Below are 16,905 nucleotides of genomic sequence, written 5' to 3'. Positions count from 1 at the left end.
AGATAGATCAGCGCCGTCAGCCCCAGCCCCAACGCCGCCCCGACCAGAGGCATAATGATCGCGCCTTGCGGCAGCTTCTGATCGTGCAAGCGGGCCAGCAGCAAGCTCAGAACCCAGGCCAATCCAAGTGCGGCGTAGAAAAATGCCGCCGACAGATGCGTGTACATGGCGCAGGCAAAAGTAAGGCCAAAGCCCAGCCAAAGGCCCCAGCGCGGCTTGCGCATACCCTCGACCAACAGGACCAGAGCGATCAGACCGAAAAACAGCAGACCCGTGTAACCCCGCGCATTCTGCGAAAACCAGATGTGGTGATAAGACACCGCCATCAACGCCGTCGCCATCAGCGCCTCGGGCGTGGACACCACGCGGCGTGCCAGCAGCCACAGCGCCCACAGGCTGGCCACGCCCCACAGAACCGCAGGCAGGCGCAAGGCCCAGGCGCTTTCGCCGAACAGAACCACGGACGCCTTGCCCTGAAGGCTGAAAAACACGTGATTGTTCAGGCTGTCATAGGTGGTCAACAGCTCGGCCAGCGGCAGCCTGACATATCGTGTCAGGGTCGTGATCTCATCATACCACAGCGCACTGTCCAGATTGGCCACGCGCAGGATCAGGCCCAGAACAAGGATTGCGCCCAGCGCCAGACCCTCGGCACGGGTAACCGGCGGAGCCATTGTCTGATCGGATGAAAATGATCTGCCCATAACACCAAATTGCTAAAATATCCCGTCCCGGACTAGCGGAAATCGCAGTCCAAAGCCAGTAAAGCGAACCCGGGCACAGCCTAAGCGGTCAGTTCACAGCCTTGGGCGGGATTGTTTCCAGCTATTCGAAACCCCAAAGCCGGTCTAGACTGCCCGGATATTGATGGTTGTTTTGTGGAAAGAGTGTCTTATGCCCAAGCTGGTACATCATATTTTCATCTCGCTGATCTGCTGTCTGCTGCTGATCAACCCGGCCCGCGCACAGGACGCCACCCTGACCATCGACCCCAGCTTTCGTTTCCAGACCATGACCGGGTGGGAGGTTCTGGCCCGCGGTTGGGAATATGACAAAGCCGCAGACCGCTTCGATGGCAGCTGGTATCGCGACGCGGATCTGCACGACCGGATCATGGATGCGCTGGTCGAAGAGGCCGGTATCAACCGGGTGCGGGTCGAAATCCGCTCTGGCATGGAAAATCCGGTGGATTACTGGGCCGCGTTTGAACGGGGCGAGATCGGCTATGACGAGGTGAAAAGCCGCTTTTACCACAAGATCAACGACAACGCGGACCCGTTCGATGCCCGTCCCGGCGGGTTCCAGTTCTCGTTTCTGGATTTTCAGATCGAAAACATCGTCAAACCGCTGCAGGAGCGCCTGAATGCGCGCGGTGAGACCCTGTATATCAACCTCTGCGTGGTCGATTTCCGCTGGGGCGGCGAGAAGCAGAGCGATTTCAGCCTCGCCCGCAATCCCGAGGAATATGCCGAGCTGGTCAGTCAGGCCATCTATCATATGCAGGACCGCCACGGGCTGGTGCCCGACGGGCTGGAGGTTGTTCTGGAGCCCGAAAACACCAATGGCTGGCGCGGGATTCAGATCGGACGGGCCGGGGTGGCGGCGACGGATCGGCTGCAATCTCGGAACATTACGCCGGAACTGCTGTTGCCTTCGGTCAAGAATGCGCAGAACGCCGTGCGGTTTTTCCAGTCGGCCATCAGCGTTCCGGGCGTGTGGCAGCGCACCAGAGCGTTGACCTATCACCGCTATGCCGGGCGGCGCGCGAAAATCCTGGGTGAGATTCGGAACGTCGCCCGGGGCCGGAGCGTGCGGGTCGAGATGCTGGAATACACCAATGGCCGGGTTGACGATCTGATACAGGACCTGATCGTCGCGCAGGCCAGCGCCTGGCAGCTTTATTCGATCATCGCGCGGCATCCACCGGCCTCGCAGGAAACGGCCAAAAGCGTGATGCTCTATGGCTCGCCCGAGGATGGGCAGGTGGGGCTGTCCCATCAGGGGCGCGAATTGGCGCAATACTTCCGCTATGTCCGGCGCGGCGCGCAGAGGATCGGTTCGGTGTCCGACAATGGTGATTTTCTGGGGCTGGCCTTCGAAAACCCGGCTGAGGGTCTGTTCCCCGGCACAGTTCTGATATTGCGCAGCAAACGCGCGGGTTCGGTCGCCATTCAGGGCCTGCCCGCCGGGCGCTATGGTGTCAGCTATTCGGGGCGCGACGTGATCTCAGCCGAGTTACCGTCATTGGATGTCGGCGCGGATAAGGTATTGCTGGACGTGCCCGAAGAGGCCGTCGTGTCGATCTTTCCTTTACCCGCTGAGTAGGCGGGTCAGGGCGCGCCCAGCGCCACGGCCTTGAATTTTTCGTTTTCATACAGCATCGGCCCATCCCATGGGGTGTCTGCATACAGAACGGCATGTGTCGCGCCATAACCTTGCGCAGTGGCGATCCATTCAGTGTTCGCCCGGTGGGCTGCCCGCATTTCCTGCAACGCGCCAAAGCCATTCTTACTGAACGGGCCATACAATGCCTCAAGCCGCTGATGCCAGTTGCCAAGCCCGGCATCGTCAAAAGGAATGGCTGTGAAACTGACCACGACGCCGCGACCCGAGAGCAGGCGGAAACGCTCCTGATCCGGGGGGACGGCCCAGATCGCACCTTCGGGGCTGAGTTGACCTGCCTGCCGCGCAATCTGAGCCGCGGCATCCTGATGATCGAGCCAGCTGTAGGACGTGCCCGCCGGGCGCAGTACAATCGACACTGCGGGGGCTGTCAGGCCAAGGATCACGGCCAGAACCAATCCTCGGCGCAGCCATGGCAGCAACACCAGTGCGATCAGCGCAAAGGCCAACACCCCGCGCAGGGATTGGACCGGGATGCCATAGCGCCATGCCAGCGCGGCACTTAGCACGACCCCAAGGCCAAGGCCCAGCCAGATCACAACGCCCGCAGCCTGTCCTGCCAACAGGCGGCGGACAAGGGTCGCGGCGAGCATGGCAACAAGAACCACCACAATTGCATAGGGTTGCGCATCGGCGCTGGCCAGCAACAGCATCAGGGCGCAGGCCAAAGCCAAGGTTCTGTCCTTGGCATAAAGGTCCGCGACCAGCCGACTCAGCAACAGGAAACCGACCCACTTCACCACCATCAGCATCCGGAACACCTGCGCGGTGGCCCAGACCCGGCTGTGCTGCACATCCGTAAACCAAAGGCTGGCGGCACAAGTGGCCAGAACAATCAGGCAGATCACCGCAAGGCCCGTGCCGTTTGGCATGTCCGAACGGCGCGTCAGCCAGACAAGAATGATCAAGGTTGTGGCAACGAACAGCCCGGCCTCGACCCACGAGCGGCGGTAGAATTCGGACCCCAGATAATGATGCGGGGCGCGGAAGCGGATCAGAATGTCGAAGAACGCGGCATCGGACAGCGGCACGCCTTCGGGTGCCGGGGCGGGCCAGACCCAGAACAGCCAGATCGCCGCTCCAAAAGCCAGCCCGGCGCCGATCAGCGGGGCCAGAGCCCGCACAAGCGTCTGATCCCCCAGCGATATCAACCTTGTGACCCCAATGGCGGCAAAGGCAATGGCCGCGATCTCAACCCCGATCAGCGGGTGCATCATCGCGGCGGCGGCAAAGCCGATCACCGCCAGCCAGGGGCGGCCCGCGAACATCAGGACTACCCCGCCCAGCGCCAGCGCAATCGCGATATTGGCCGGTTGAAAACTGTCGAACCGCAGATACCCGGCCAGCCCGAGCGAGAAGCTGCCATTGGTGATTGCCAAGGCCGCCGCCAACAGGCCGCCCATCACCCCCGCCCCCACGATCTGACGCGCGCCCAGATAGGTCACGCCCCCCAGAACGAAGGCAAACAGGCACATCAACCCATGCATGATGACGGGCATTGGCAGAACCCCGTGCAGCCACGCCAAAACCCGCGCGTAGTAGATGCGCGGCCCAAAACCTGCGGCATGATCGGTATAGAAATCCCCGGCCATCGCGGACGGGTCCACCAGCCGGGCGACAATGGGCAGTTGTTCGACCTGATTGCCGTGGCCGAACTGCGCCCCGACCAGAGGCAGCAGCGACATCAACGCCAATAATAAAACGATCTGCGCCGGGCCCGGCTCAGGCTGTGCGCGATCTGCTGTCATCAAACCCATTCAAACTCGTCCCTGCATTCTGGGGCCTCCCCCTCATACCGCAGCGGGCGCGCGCCGCCCAATCCACTGGAATTAATGCAGAGGATTACTGAACAATCCAGAATTCAGAACCTATTTGTTTCGCAAATCCCGTAATTTACCCCTATGCTTGGTGCAAACTGCCACAGTCGTTTATGCTGCGGGAAATTTCAGCACGCCAACCGATGAGCCAAGCAATTGACATGAAGACCATTTCACTGGTGTCCCCCGCCTTTAACGAAGAAGACAATGTCGAACGCTGCTATGAGGTGGTCCGCGCATTGTTCGAAAACGAACTGTCCGGCTACCAGCGCGAACATATCTTTGTCGACAACGCCTCCAGTGACCGCACGGTCGAGATCCTGCGGGATCTGGCGGATAAGGACCCGGCCGTCAAAGTCGTGGTCAACGCGCGTAATTTCGGAGTGTTCCGGTCTGTTTTCAACGGGTTGAAATACGCCACCGGCGATGCGGTTCTGGTGATGCTGCCTGTCGATTTGCAGGACCCGCCGGAACTTCTGCCCGAATTCGTCAACCTGTGGGAACAAGGGTACGAGGTCGTGGCCGGCGCACGGACCGAGCGTGAAGAAAGCTTTTCCATGCGCTCGTTCCGCAATGCATTTTACTGGATCGTCAACAAACTGTCGGATTTCGAGATCACGCAGAATGTGGGCGAATTCCAACTGCTGGACCGCAAGGTCTTTGATGCCCTGATGGCGCATGACGATCAGTATCCGTACATCCGCGGCATGATCGCCTCGCTGGGCTTCAAGCGCATCATTGTGCCTTATGTCTGGAAAGAGCGGAAACGCGGTCTGTCCAAGCACAATTTGCCGATGCTGGTCGATCAGGCGCTGAACGGTATCTTCTCATTCACCCGTGCGCCGATGCGGTTTTGCACGATTGTCGGCCTGTTCATCTCGATCTTCTGTATCGGTTTTGCGCTGCTGAATGTGCTGCTGTTCTTCGTGAACCCGGAACTGGCCCCGCGCGGGGTGACCACGATCATCACCGCGCTGTTCTTCCTGTCGGGGATTCAGATGTTCTTTATCGGCATGTTGGGGGAATATGTGACCTCGATCCACAATCAGGTGCGACGCGGCCCGATCGTGGTCGAGCGCGAGCGGATCAATATCGATGAAGATGCTGCCTGACCCGGTTACGCCTTGGTAAACGGAAACCGCCCTGTCAGGGCCTTGCCGATCAGAAAAAAGGACAAAACCGCCGCGACCGGGGCCAATAGAGCCTGCGCAAGGTAAGGCGAGAGGTTGGCGTTCAGCGCAAAATCCAGACAGATCGCGTTGAACACATAGATCAGCACGTAACACAGCCCGTAACCGGGCAACCGGCGCAATCCGGTGGGCGTGTCGAAAAACACCAGTTTCGCATGGGTGAAAAAGTTCCAAAGCACACCCAGAAAGAACGCCAACGCCAGCGCGGGTTGCGGCGGGATGCTTATGAAAACCAGCGCCGCGTAGATCAGATATCCGACCAGCGTGTTCAGCAGCCCCACCAGCACGAAATCGACAAACCGTCTTTTGTCCGTCCGCATCACCGCCCCCCGCCCAGCAGGTTCTGACATTCGAAACAATCGCGCAGCCCGTCTTGCAGAGAGAACCGCGGCGCCCATCCAATCGAGCGTAGCTTGCCGGTATCAGCACAAATCACCGGCGGGTCCTGTGGCGGACGAGGACGCGCCCCGAGGTCGATCAGGTCGGACCGTCCCAACAGATCGGCTGCCCCAATGATCAGATCGCGCACCGGGGTTGCAATGCCGCTGCCTATATTCACAGCTCCGGTCAAACCGCTGGTTAGAACCGCTGCCAGCGCCTCGCCCAGATCGGGGGTGTAGAGGAAATCACGCTGCTGCAGACCATCGGTGCAGGGCACCCGTTCGGCGTTCAGGATGCCGCGTGTGATATCGCTCAGCAGCCGTCCGGGGGCCTCATCGGGACCGTAGCAAAAGAATATCCGGCCCCAACTGATGGACAGGCCCAGTTCGGCCTGCGCGCCCAGCAAAAGCTGACCGGTCTGCGCCTTGGCCCGCCCATACAGGCTGGCCGGATTCAACGGGCTGTCCTCAGTTAAAACGCCATTGCCCAGTGCCGCTGGCGACAAGTCATACTCTGCGCAGCTACCAGCACACAGGGCGCGTTCGCCGCCATGGGCCGAAAACGCGCGGATCAGATCTATCGTCGCGGCGGCCCAATCCAGGTTTTCCGGCGCCGACCAGCGGTTGCGCGGGTCGTCATGCCAAGCCAGATGCAGCAGATGCGTGGCCCGCGCCTGTTTCACCGCGTTGCGACGGGATTGGTCGTCCAGCAGATCGGCCACGATATCGCAGCGCGCGTTGCGACCGAGCGTTATGACCTCAAACCCCCGGGCCTTCAGCGCGGTACAGGCATGGGGGCCGATCAGCCCGCTTGCACCGGTCACCAGAACCCGGAGGCTCATGGCGTGAAGATTTCCAGCGACGGGATCGGCACCACAAATTGCGTGCCCTGCCGGGCCAGATCCTTGAGCTGCCCGGCAATTTCATCCCGCAGGTTCCAGGGCAGGATCAGCACGAAATCCGGGCGTTCCTGAAACAACCGCTCAACCGGGCTGACCGGGATATGCGATCCGGGCAGCAGCTTGTTCTGCTTGGCCGGGTTGCGGTCGACGCAATAGGCGATGTCATCGGCGGTCAGCCCGCAATAGTTCAGCAAGGTATTGCCCTTGGCCGCGGCGCCATAAGCGGCGATGCTGCGGTTGCCTTCGCGGGCCGCACGCAGAAAGGACAACAGCCCCTGCCGGACGGACCGGACCTGCGCATCGAACCCTTCATACCCCCGGGCGCTGTCCAAACCGGCCTGACGTTCGCGCTTGCGCATGTTCTCGACATTCCGCCGTTCGGGGCGGGTGGAGTCGGCACGGCAGATGTAGAGACGAAGTGAGCCGCCATGGGTTTTCAGCGCCTCAACATCAAACACGCGCAGACCTGCGGCGGCAAAGATCGTCTCAAGCGTGCCCAGTGACAGATAGGTGTAATGTTCGTGATAGATCGTATCGAACTGCACCTTTTCGATCAGGTTCAGAAGGTGCGGGAATTCCACAGTCCAGACCGCATTCCCCTGTAACAGGGTCGCGACACCGGCCACGAAATCATTGATATCCGGCACATGCGCCAACACGTTGGCCGAGGCGATCAGGGCGGGGTTCAAGCCCTCGGCCACCATGGTTTCAGCCAGTGCCGTGTCGAAATAGGCGATGCGCGTCGGCACGCCTTTGGCGATGGCGGCGTTGGCAACTCCGGCGGCGGGTTCGATCCCCAGAACCGGGATGTCCCGCTCGACGAAATATTGCAGCAGATAGCCGTCATTCGAGGCGATCTCGATCACCAGATCATCACCGCCCAGGTTCAACCGGGCCGAGATTGCGTCCACATATGCCTTGCAATGCGCCAACCAACTTTCGGAGAAGCTGGAGAAATAGGCGTAATCCTCGGAAAAGATCGCACCTGCGGGAACCGCATCTTCGACCTGTACCAGATAACAGTTGTCACAAACCCGCGCGTGCAGGTCATAGACCGGGCACGGCACGTCGGCGCGGTCCGGCGGGACATAGGAGTTGGCCAGCGGGGACAGGCCCAGATCCACCAGCGTTCGGGTCAGTGGCGCGCCACAATGGCGGCATGTCGGATGGTCTTGCGTCACGGGTTGGACCCTTTGTTTTCATACTCGTTAATCTGCGCCAGACACAGGTCCCGGGCATCCTCGCCCCGCGCCCAGCCTGCATACCAATCGGCCACCATTGTAATGGTATCATCGAAATTCAGCTTTGGGGCCCAGCCGATCTGACGGGCGCGGCTGCTGTCCAGCCGCAGGGTCGTGGCCTCGTGCGGGGCATTGTCGGGCACGTCGATGGCGATCCGCCCCTGCCCCAGTGCGCCGACCAATGCGCGGGCAACCTCGATCACCGGGCGCTCATCCGCCTCATCGGGGCCGAAATTCCAGCCGCTGTCGACGCCGTCGGTGCCGTTGCACAGTTTCTGCGCCAGCATCAGATAGCCGCGCAGTGGCTCCAACACGTGCTGCCAGGGCCGCAATGCGTTTGGGGATCGGATTTCCACTTGCCCGTCCGCGCCAAGACAGCCGCGAATGATATCGGGCACCAGCCGATCCACCGACCAGTCACCACCGCCGATTACGTTCCCCGCCCGGGCCGAGGCGATCCGGCAATGATGCCCGCCCGAGGCATAGGGCGCAAAGAAACTGTGCCGCAGGGCGTTGGTCGCCAATTCCGTACACCCCTTGGAGCCGGAATACGGGTCCAGCCCGCCCATCGGATCGGTTTCGGAAAAGCTGCGCCCGTCTTCGGCATTTTCATAGCATTTGTCGGAACTGACCACGACGCAGGCCCGCACCGATGGGGTCAGCGCGATTGCTTCAAGCAGATGCACCGTGCCCATGACATTGGTTGCAAAAGTGCCCGCCGGATCGTGATAGGACCGGCGCACCAGCGATTGCGCGGCCAGATGCAAAACGATCTCGGGCCGAGTGTCGCGGACCAGATTGATCAGGGCCTGCCGGTCGCGAATATCGACCGCGTGATGATCCACTCCGGATTGGGCGCTAAGGTCCCAGAGGTTCGGCTCACCGTCCGGCGCCAACCCGACGCCGGTGACCTTCGCGCCCATCTGGCTTAGCCACAACGACAGCCACGCGCCCTTGAACCCGGTATGACCGGTGACCAGAACACGCTGGCCCTGCCAGAAATTGTGGCTGACATCCTTGGGGCTCATGCTTTGTCCCAGACCTTCCACGGCGCTTGGCCCGAGGCCCAGAGCTCTTCCAGCTCCTCCCGCTCGCGGATCGTGTCCATCGGCTGCCAGAAACCGGGATGGGCATAGGCCCGCAGGTGATCATCGGCAGCCAGACGCTGCAGCGGGCCTTGCTCCCAGATCGTTTTGTCATTCTCAAGATAGGCTTCGACCTCGGGCGACAGCACAAAAAAGCCGCCGTTGATCAGCCCACCATCCCCCAAAGGTTTTTCCGAGAAATCCACCACGCGATCCTGCTGCGTCACCAATTGCCCGAACCGACGCGGCGGCGGCACTGCGGTCACGGTGGCGCGTTTGCCGTGGGCTTTGTGGAAATCGACCAGGGCCGAGATATTCACGTCGCCCACCCCATCACCATAGGTCAAACAAAACGCCTCTTCATCGCGCAAATATGGCATGACCCGGCGCAAACGACCGCCGGTCATGCTGTTGGCACCAGTGTCGATCATCGTGACCCGCCAGGGTTCCGAGGCACAGTGGCTCAGCTCGATCTCACCCGTTGTCAGATCGACCGAGACATCGGACATGTGCAGCACATAATTGGCGAAATATTCCTTGATCACATAGCCCTTGTAGCCAAGGCAGACGATGAAATCGGTGATCCCGTGCGCGGCGTAAATTTTCATGATGTGCCACAGGATCGGCCGTCCGCCGATCTCGACCATAGGCTTGGGAATTCGCACGGTTTCCTCGGCAAGGCGCGTGCCCAAACCACCGGCGAGAATGACGCATTTCATGAATACCCTTCCTCAATCTTAAATACCGGCGAAACAAAAACCGGCAGCACAATGGAAAAACCTTAACCTAACGTAGGGTTTGGGGAAATGGTCGGGTGATTTGAACGCGCGATTGGTGCTGCATTTTTGACAATCGAAGCACAGGCCTCACTTTGTCCTCAACGCAGCACAGCCATCGCGCCTTCACCGGCTGGCAGTGCGCCCTTTACAATCCCACAATCTGCCGCCGGAAATCCTGCGCGAACATGGTTCGGGTGAACCGCCCCAACCCGGTGGGATGTTCGCCGAACGTATCCAGCCGTTTCAGCAATACGGACTTGACCCGAGGGTCCACCCGGGTGGCAAAATCGCGCGGGCGGGAGAACCGCAGCGTTTCCAGCGCCGTGCTGAAATCCCCGTCACGCCAGGCCTCGATATCGTACCAGGTGGTCCAGACGGGCGTTTCCTCAAGACTGTCCGCAAAGGGCGTGCCCAGCATGATCGAGCGATAATAGGTGATGATGCTGGTCAGTTGCTCATGCGCAACCGCGTCATCCGTAGGCAACAGGTCGCTGATGGCCTTTTCCATGAAGAGCAGTGCCTGATCGGTGATCATAAAGCGCCCGATCATCGCGTATTTCGACAGCAGATTGCCACCCAGATCGCCCGAGATCAGTGCGTCATAGTTTTCATCCGCCCAGGCCACGCAATCCTCGCGGGTTTCGAACAGCTCGGCCTGGTTTTCGTCCAGATATTCGCGGATGGCCTGCCGGAACTCGGCGGGGGCCTGCGGCAGGTTTTCCTGCATCTGACGCACGACCAGATAGGGCCGGATGCCCTGTGCGCGGGCGAAATGGAACGCCTCTTCGAAATTGCCTTCGTAGTAGAAGATCGTCAGCAGCAGGTGGAACACCCGCGTATCCAGATAATCCTGGAACGAGAAGTTTTCGCTTTCGACCACCATCTCTTCGGTTTCGACCACGGTGTTGCCGGTATAACGGCCAAGGCAACGCGCCACGACGCGGTGACGGGTCTTGAAGCCAAACTTTTCACGCGAATCCGGGTTCGACAGCGGCGCGCCATGCAACAGCATCAGCTGATGCGCGGCAACCCGGCTGACGCCAGTTTCGATCAATTGATCCACCGCGTCCATGAAACTGTCCTTGGTTTCGCCTGGCATGCACAGGATCAGCTCCCCGTAGGATTGCATGCCCTTGGCGTGCAGTTCCTGCTGAATCTCCGCATAGGTGTCCAGCTTGATATTGTCGCGTTGGATGTTCTTCAGAACGGTTGGGTTCAACGACTGCACGGATGAGGTCATCGGCAACCGCCCCCGCGCCTTGTTCATGACGTTGATGATACGGTCGCCCCGGTTCTTGCCGGTCGTGGTGCGGATGTATTTCGGCCAGTCATATTGGTCCATCAGACCGCCCAGATAATCGGCGACCTCTTCATCCTGCAGGTACATGCCGAAATTGTCGTCGGCAAAGCACAAGGGGCTGGACCGGTCGATACGGCTGACCACGTAATCCAGATCGGCCTTGGTGCGCTCGAACGAATGGCGGAAGACCTTGGAGTTTGATTTCACCGCAGAGTTACAAAAGGCGCAGGTGAACGGGCAGCCGCGTGCCAGTTGCATCAGGGCAAACAGGCCGGTGTCAAAGAACTTGTCCATATACCCGGCCAGATAGGGCGAGGGGATTTCGTCCAGATCGCGAATGCGCGGAACCTCGGCGCCGCGAATGACCGTGTCACAGTTCCCGCTGACCCACATCGCACCGTCGATGGGCTCGGCACATGTGGCGTCGATGGACATGTCACAGTCGATAAAACGCTGCACGGTATTCAGAAAGGCGCGTTCCCCTTCATAGGTCGGGCCGCGCACATGGATGTCGATCTGCGGCATCGTCCTGATCCAGTCATCCTGTTCCTCATCGGTCAGGGGAAAGTTCGGACCACCCATCAGGGTCAGCGTTTCGGGCGCACGATCCTTGACGTAGATGGCAAATTCCTCGGCCAGACGGTGATTCCAGGAATAGCTTGAAAAGCCGACGATTTCGGGGATGCCCCGATCCAGTGCCGCCTTGAACTCCATCGGATCGCGGAAAATCTCGATCTCGATCGGTGTCTCAGAGTTCGCATGCGCCTGTACGTAGGTCGCCAGATTTCCGACACCCAACGGGTAGGTGTCAGAGGTTTCAGTAACTAGATTGTGGCCCAGATCGGCCAGAAAAATTCGCATTTGCCGTCCTCCGAAAGGATGGAGGTGACGGCCAATTCCAAAGATTACTTCTGTCTTTTTCCCTCCTCAGGAACTGGCCGCAGCCTCGGTAAATTGTTCAACTTCGTTATCCTCGCTGGTGTTGATCTCGGATTTCGGGTCGATGACGATCTTGTCGCCGTCGATTTCACACGCCACGCGGCGGAGTTTCGGCAGCGTCTTGCAGGCCGATTTTCCGGTTTTCGCGTCAAAAGGCAGGTTGTGCCAAGGGCATACCACCGTCTCGCCATCCACCCAGCCATTGGCCAGATCACCGCCTGAATGCGGGCAGCGGCGGGTCAGGGCCACCACGTTGCCCTCGGACAGATGCGCCACGCAGATCGCGGGCGAGACACCGCGCACGGTGCCGGGCGGCACATCGGCCAGCGCGACCTCAAATCCGCGTTCGGTCCGGGTTCCGATCATCTCGGCCGGGTTTGGATCAGGGTCGCCGGGCGCCATTGACGGGATCAGCTTGTTGCGGGCGCGCAGGGCCAGGCTGGTCACATAGCTGGGTTGCAGCTTGGCCGGCCATTCCGCCAGCGGGCGCAGGGCGGTCGATCCGCTCCAACCCGAATAGACATAGTTGTGGTGGTGCAGTTGCGGAAACACGGGCCGGTCCACCGACAGGCGGCAGGAAATGGCAAAGCGGGTTTCATCGGTGCGGTTCAGTTCCGACCCGTGCACATGGTCGGTGTGAAAGATCACCACATCGCCGGGATGCAGATCGAAGGTCAGCGCCTTGTGCAGCTTTTCCCCGTCCGAAATGTTGCCAGAGGATTCGAACTTGTATTCGCCCACATAGTCGTCGGGATAGACCGTCAATCCATTGCCGGGGCGGATGCGGCCCATCGCAAACCACAGGTTCATCCCATTCGATGGGCAATCCAGCCAGCTGTCGCGATGCGGCCCATGCGCGGCGATCTTGCCCTGACCGTATTCCTTGGCGAATTTGTTGAATTCCTTCTTGTGCCCCTGGGCAATATCGTAAGGAATATGGAACCGGACATTCGGCGCGCGTTCATAAAAGAACGTCTCGACATCCGGGAAGGTGCCTTTCATGAACCGGTCCAGAAAGTCATGGGTCAGCGGTTCGATCTCGGCATAGACCGCATCGGTGACCGCCGGAATTTCCGTGGGCGAGACCCATTCGTGGATGCGGTGAAATCCGTCGCGTTCAGCCCGCTCGGCCGCCTCTTTCCCTGCGGCGGCGGTGATGCCGCGGATCGTTGCCTGATGCCACATATCGTATAGGTCGAACGCTTGCAGGGCCTGACGGAACACATATACCTCGCCGTCCAGAACCTTGCGTTCCATACCGGCCCGTTGCAGCCCCTCGCCCTGATCAAATCGCAGGTCGTGGTATCCCATAACTCGTTACCTCTCAAACAAATACAAACCGGCACAGCCACAACCAGGCGACCACCGGGGGATTCAATGACGCTGTCCTTACCCTATCACGCCTAATCCGATCCGGGCGCGGTTTCCGTGAAGATCATCACTTAGAATGCCATAATTCCCTGCTAATTTGCACAAAAATAGCAATCAGATGCGGATTTGTTGCAGATATAGAAACAATTTTACCCAAGGATCGCGCGACAATAGCCAGGCGGGTGCGAACAAATTATGCTTGGTCCCATAGCCGCGGTGCGAGTTTAGTTTTCAGGTTCAGGATTTCAGGCGCAGGACGATACATGACCCAGATTGTTGAAACCGGCCCTGACGAGGTGGCGCAAAAATCGGCCTTTGCGCAGCTGTGCCGTGACAATCTGATCTCACTTATTCTTGTGGGCGAAGGCGATATCGCCATCGACGAACAGGGGCTGCGGCAGATGTCGCGCTTTGCCAAGGCGCGGTTCGACTATCACGAACTGATTGTCATCGCCGCCGACCCGCCTGCCGAATGGAGCAGCCGCTTGCGCCAGATCGGCGGGGATATCGAACATCTGCGGGTGCTGAGCGTCGACCGGCAGAGCGATTATGAAGACATGGTGGCCCAGGCGCTGCATCACGCGATTGGTGATTACATCATGTGCATGGCCCCCGATGCCGCGTCCGAGGATGAGCTGGATCAGTTGATCGGAACCATCGCGGGCGGGCGGTATGACATCGTCAAGGCGGTCTTCGATCCGACATTGATCCGGCGTCGGGACCGGACCACGGCCCGGGTCATGAGCTGGGCCATGCGGCTGCTGACCGGGCATCAGATGGAATCCTTTCAGGCCCGCGCCTTTGTTCTGACCCGCACCGCGATGTCGCGGCTGGAACAGATGGGCGGCATTCTGAAATTCTTCCGCATTCTCGACCTGTCCGCCCATCTGTCGCAGAAACGGGTCTATGTCAGCCGCCGCCCCCGCCGCCCCTTTCTGGCGGGCTTTGCGGACAAGGCACGGCTGAGCGCCGAGCTGGTCTCGCTGTCCTCGGAACGGTTGGTCCTCAGCTTTGCGCTGCTGTGCCTTTGCCTGTCCTTCCTCAGCATTCTGGCAACCGTCGGCGCAATTGCGACCCGGCTGGTGTTGCAGGATGTGGCGCCGGGCTGGGCCTCGCTGGCGGTTCTGTTTTCCGCCCTGTTCGCGGCCAACTTTGGCGTTCTGGCTGCGATCTGCCTTGGCCTGTTGCAATTGCTGCGACAGGGGCGAAGACGCCGCGATACGGATGTGGTGTCCGAGATCAGTGGCGGCGATCTTTATCACTCGGACGAAGAATTGAATGTCGAAGGGGCAGATGAGGACACATGACACACGCGTTGATCGGGCACACGGGATTTGTCGGCCATAACCTGTGGGCAACCGGGGCTTATGACATCGGCTACAACTCAAAGAATTTCCGCGAGATGGCTGGGCAGTCCTTTGACACCGTCACCTGCGCCGGGGTCCAGGCCGTCAAATGGTGGGCCAACCAGAATGCCGAGGCCGACTGGGCCGCGATCGAACCCCTGTTACAGGTTCTGGATACCGTCCAAACCCGCCGTCTGATCCTGATCTCCACGGTGGATGTCTACAAATCCCCGATTGGCGTTGACGAAAGCAGCCCCACCCCGACCGATGATTTGCACGCCTATGGGCTGCACCGCCTGCGGGTCGAGGACCACTTGCGCGCCCGGTTCGACGATTGCCGCGTTCTGCGCTTGCCCGGACTGTTCGGGAATGGGTTGAAGAAAAACCTGATTTTCGATGCGCTGACCGGCGGGGGCTTGTCCGGCTTTGACGCGCGATCACGGTTTCAGTTCTATCACCTGAACCGACTAAAGCCGGATATCGACCGGATTTGTCAGACCGATCTGTCTCTGGTCAATCTGGCGGTCGAGCCGGTCTCGGTCCGCGATGTCGTCCAGAAGGTGACAGGGCAAGATCACGATCTGGAACTGCCCAAGCCGCCCTTTCTTTATGACATGCAAACCTGCCACGCCGGGGTCTGGGGGCAATCCGGACCGTATCTGGAAACCGCGCCGCAATGCCTGCAGGGTATCGCCGGGTTTGCCGATCAATGGCGACGGGATCATTCATGAAGCTGGCGGTTTCGAACATCGGTTGGACAGCGGATCAGGACGCCTCTATCGCGCGCGCCCTGCTTGACGCCGGGGCCGAGGCGCTGGAAGTTGCGCCGGGCCGTGTGTTTTCCGACGTTGCAGCGGCCACGGAGAAGGACGCCCAAGCCATTCGCGCGCATTGGGCGGCGCAGGGCCTGCCCATCGTGTCCATGCAGGCGCTTTTGTTCGGGCAACCTGATCTGCGCATGTTCGGCTCGCCCGAGCAAGTGACGGAATTCGAAACCTATCTGGCCCATGTCATGTCGCTGGCCGGTGCGCTGGGATGTGGGCCGCTGGTCTTTGGCTCTCCGGTCAATCGCAAACGGGGTGATCTAGACCTTGGCGACGCCTGCGAAATAGCCGAGCCGATCTTTCGGCGCATCGGCGACATCGCCCGCGCCACCGGCACCTGTTTCTGTATCGAGGCCAACGCCACCGGCTATGGCTGCGATTTCCTGACCCGTCTGGATGAGGCCGCCGAGATGGTGCGCCGGGTCGATCACCCAAATGTCGGTCTGGTGTTGGACACTGGCAATATGATGATGGCCGAAGAAGACCCCGCCGCGATCCAGGCAGCCTTACCGCTGATCCGGCACGTCCATTTCAGCGCTCCGCAACTGGCCCCGATCACCCCGCACGAAGATTACATCCGCGCCATATTAGAAGGCCTAAAAAGCGCGGATTACAAAGGCCACGTCACCCTCGAAATGCGCGCCGGTGACACGTCTGAACCCTTCTTCGACAGCCTGAAAACCCTGCGCCATCTTGTGGATGAGGTCGCCGCATGAACGGCCTGCCCGACACCGCCGATGTCGTCATCGTCGGCGGCGGTTTCTATGGGGCCTGCCTGGCGCTGTTCTATCGCTCGGTTGCCGAAAACGTGGTGGTGCTAGAGGAACGCGGCGGGCTGCTGGAACGCGCTTCATACGTCAATCAGGCGCGGATACATACCGGCTTTCACTATCCGCGCAACTTCAAGACGGCGCGGCGATCCTTGTCGCTGTATCGCCGGTTCATTGCCGATTTCCCGGATGCGGTCATGGGCGATTTCTCGATGCTCTACGCGGTGGCGCGCCATGGATCGCGCGTCACTCCGCAGCGGTTTGAAAAGATGTTCACCGATCTCGGCGCCCCAATCGAACCGGCAAATCCGACCGAGGCCGCGCTTTTTAACCCGGCTGAGGTCGCACGGGTCTGGCGCTGCCGCGAATACGCTTTTAACGCACGGGCCCTGCGCAAGGATCTGGAACTGCGTTTGAAGAAGACAGGTGTGACCGTCGCTACCGGCACAAGGGTCGAGGCGATAACCCCGGAAACCGGCCCGATCCGCGTCGCCATTGCGGGGCAAGGCGAAATTCGCGCCCCGGTGGTGATTGACGCCACTTACGGCCTGCTGGCGG

At 60.2% G+C, this 16,905-nt stretch carries 15 protein-coding genes; 6 read left to right on the top strand and 9 right to left on the bottom strand.

Annotation, left to right across the window (positions count from 1 at the left end; translation table 11 throughout):
• A partial coding sequence (locus MPJ51_RS05655; RefSeq protein ID WP_298383025.1) for a glycosyltransferase family 39 protein occupies positions 1-674 on the bottom strand: 674 nt, incomplete at its 3' end.
• A gap of 220 nt (positions 675-894) precedes the next feature.
• Here MPJ51_RS05655 and MPJ51_RS05650 point away from each other — a divergent pair.
• Complete coding sequence (locus tag MPJ51_RS05650) at positions 895-2,325, top strand: hypothetical protein (RefSeq protein WP_298383023.1); 1,431 nt, start codon at positions 895-897, stop codon at positions 2,323-2,325.
• A 5-nt stretch (positions 2,326-2,330) separates the two neighbouring features.
• Here MPJ51_RS05650 and MPJ51_RS05645 read toward each other — a convergent pair whose 3' ends face one another.
• A complete protein-coding gene (locus tag MPJ51_RS05645; protein ID WP_298383021.1) occupies positions 2,331-4,160 on the bottom strand; it encodes a DUF6798 domain-containing protein in 1,830 nt (609 codons plus the stop codon).
• A gap of 203 nt (positions 4,161-4,363) precedes the next feature.
• On the opposite strand from MPJ51_RS05645, the gene MPJ51_RS05640 reads away from it, so the two are divergent.
• Positions 4,364-5,332 (top strand): glycosyltransferase family 2 protein, encoded by a 969-nt coding sequence (locus tag MPJ51_RS05640; protein WP_298383019.1) that lies wholly within the window; start codon positions 4,364-4,366, stop codon positions 5,330-5,332.
• A 5-nt stretch (positions 5,333-5,337) separates the two neighbouring features.
• Here MPJ51_RS05640 and MPJ51_RS05635 read toward each other — a convergent pair whose 3' ends face one another.
• The 7 genes from MPJ51_RS05635 to MPJ51_RS05605 form a co-directional block, all read right to left on the bottom strand.
• Complete coding sequence (locus MPJ51_RS05635) at positions 5,338-5,730, bottom strand: GtrA family protein (protein WP_298383016.1); 393 nt, start codon at positions 5,728-5,730, stop codon at positions 5,338-5,340.
• The gene (locus tag MPJ51_RS05630) at positions 5,730-6,632 is read right to left on the bottom strand and encodes an NAD(P)-dependent oxidoreductase (RefSeq protein ID WP_298383013.1); all 903 of its coding nucleotides are present in this window, start codon (positions 6,630-6,632) and stop codon (positions 5,730-5,732) included. The genes MPJ51_RS05635 and MPJ51_RS05630 overlap by 1 nt, the downstream gene beginning before the upstream one ends.
• Positions 6,629-7,873, bottom strand: a complete 1,245-nt coding sequence (locus MPJ51_RS05625; RefSeq protein ID WP_298383010.1) for a class I SAM-dependent methyltransferase — start codon at positions 7,871-7,873, stop codon at positions 6,629-6,631. The genes MPJ51_RS05630 and MPJ51_RS05625 overlap by 4 nt, the downstream gene beginning before the upstream one ends.
• Positions 7,870-8,961 (bottom strand): CDP-glucose 4,6-dehydratase, encoded by a 1,092-nt coding sequence (gene rfbG, locus MPJ51_RS05620; protein WP_298383008.1) that lies wholly within the window; start codon positions 8,959-8,961, stop codon positions 7,870-7,872. The genes MPJ51_RS05625 and rfbG overlap by 4 nt, the downstream gene beginning before the upstream one ends.
• Positions 8,958-9,737, bottom strand: coding sequence for a glucose-1-phosphate cytidylyltransferase (rfbF, locus tag MPJ51_RS05615; RefSeq protein WP_298383005.1), 780 nt, complete (start codon positions 9,735-9,737; stop codon positions 8,958-8,960). The genes rfbG and rfbF overlap by 4 nt, the downstream gene beginning before the upstream one ends.
• Before the next feature lie 205 nt (positions 9,738-9,942).
• Entirely contained in the window at positions 9,943-11,958 is a 2,016-nt protein-coding gene (locus MPJ51_RS05610) for a radical SAM protein (protein ID WP_298383002.1), read from the bottom strand.
• A gap of 66 nt (positions 11,959-12,024) precedes the next feature.
• On the bottom strand, positions 12,025-13,347 hold the full coding sequence (locus MPJ51_RS05605; protein WP_298383000.1) for a Rieske 2Fe-2S domain-containing protein: 1,323 nt from the start codon (positions 13,345-13,347) through the stop codon (positions 12,025-12,027).
• Positions 13,348-13,670: 323 nt separating this feature from the next.
• Between MPJ51_RS05605 and MPJ51_RS05600 the strand changes: the two genes are divergently transcribed.
• The 4 genes from MPJ51_RS05600 to MPJ51_RS05585 form a co-directional block, all read left to right on the top strand.
• Positions 13,671-14,714, top strand: coding sequence for a hypothetical protein (locus MPJ51_RS05600; protein ID WP_298382997.1), 1,044 nt, complete (start codon positions 13,671-13,673; stop codon positions 14,712-14,714).
• A complete protein-coding gene (locus MPJ51_RS05595) occupies positions 14,711-15,484 on the top strand; it encodes a hypothetical protein (RefSeq protein ID WP_298382994.1) in 774 nt (257 codons plus the stop codon). Before MPJ51_RS05600 ends, MPJ51_RS05595 begins: the two co-directional genes overlap by 4 nt.
• On the top strand, positions 15,481-16,293 hold the full coding sequence (locus tag MPJ51_RS05590; RefSeq protein WP_298382991.1) for a sugar phosphate isomerase/epimerase family protein: 813 nt from the start codon (positions 15,481-15,483) through the stop codon (positions 16,291-16,293). Before MPJ51_RS05595 ends, MPJ51_RS05590 begins: the two co-directional genes overlap by 4 nt.
• The coding region (locus MPJ51_RS05585; protein WP_298382988.1) for an FAD-dependent oxidoreductase at positions 16,290-16,905 on the top strand (616 nt) is incomplete at its 3' end. The genes MPJ51_RS05590 and MPJ51_RS05585, both read left to right, overlap by 4 nt.

The sequence above is a fragment of the Ruegeria sp. genome (assembly GCF_028066395.1).
In the GTDB taxonomy this organism is placed as follows: domain Bacteria; phylum Pseudomonadota; class Alphaproteobacteria; order Rhodobacterales; family Rhodobacteraceae; genus Ruegeria.
Note: the sequence above shows the minus strand (reverse complement) of the source record. Positions and strands in the feature narration are given on the sequence as shown.

Bases quoted from the DNA above. Each gene is read 5' to 3' on its own strand.
- MPJ51_RS05650 (WP_298383023.1), top strand. From the start codon at position 895: ATGCCCAAGCTGGTACATCATATTTTCATCTCGCTGATCTGCTGTCTG.
- rfbG (WP_298383008.1), bottom strand. From the start codon at position 8,961: ATGAGCCCCAAGGATGTCAGCCACAATTTCTGGCAGGGCCAGCGTGTT.
- MPJ51_RS05600 (WP_298382997.1), top strand. From the start codon at position 13,671: ATGACCCAGATTGTTGAAACCGGCCCTGACGAGGTGGCGCAAAAATCG.
- MPJ51_RS05645 (WP_298383021.1), bottom strand. From the start codon at position 4,160: ATGGGTTTGATGACAGCAGATCGCGCACAGCCTGAGCCGGGCCCGGCG.
- MPJ51_RS05590 (WP_298382991.1), top strand. From the start codon at position 15,481: ATGAAGCTGGCGGTTTCGAACATCGGTTGGACAGCGGATCAGGACGCC.
- MPJ51_RS05635 (WP_298383016.1), bottom strand. From the start codon at position 5,730: ATGCGGACGGACAAAAGACGGTTTGTCGATTTCGTGCTGGTGGGGCTG.
- MPJ51_RS05640 (WP_298383019.1), top strand. From the start codon at position 4,364: ATGAGCCAAGCAATTGACATGAAGACCATTTCACTGGTGTCCCCCGCC.
- MPJ51_RS05610 (WP_298383002.1), bottom strand. From the start codon at position 11,958: ATGCGAATTTTTCTGGCCGATCTGGGCCACAATCTAGTTACTGAAACC.
- MPJ51_RS05605 (WP_298383000.1), bottom strand. From the start codon at position 13,347: ATGGGATACCACGACCTGCGATTTGATCAGGGCGAGGGGCTGCAACGG.
- rfbF (WP_298383005.1), bottom strand. From the start codon at position 9,737: ATGAAATGCGTCATTCTCGCCGGTGGTTTGGGCACGCGCCTTGCCGAG.
- MPJ51_RS05630 (WP_298383013.1), bottom strand. From the start codon at position 6,632: ATGAGCCTCCGGGTTCTGGTGACCGGTGCAAGCGGGCTGATCGGCCCC.
- MPJ51_RS05595 (WP_298382994.1), top strand. From the start codon at position 14,711: ATGACACACGCGTTGATCGGGCACACGGGATTTGTCGGCCATAACCTG.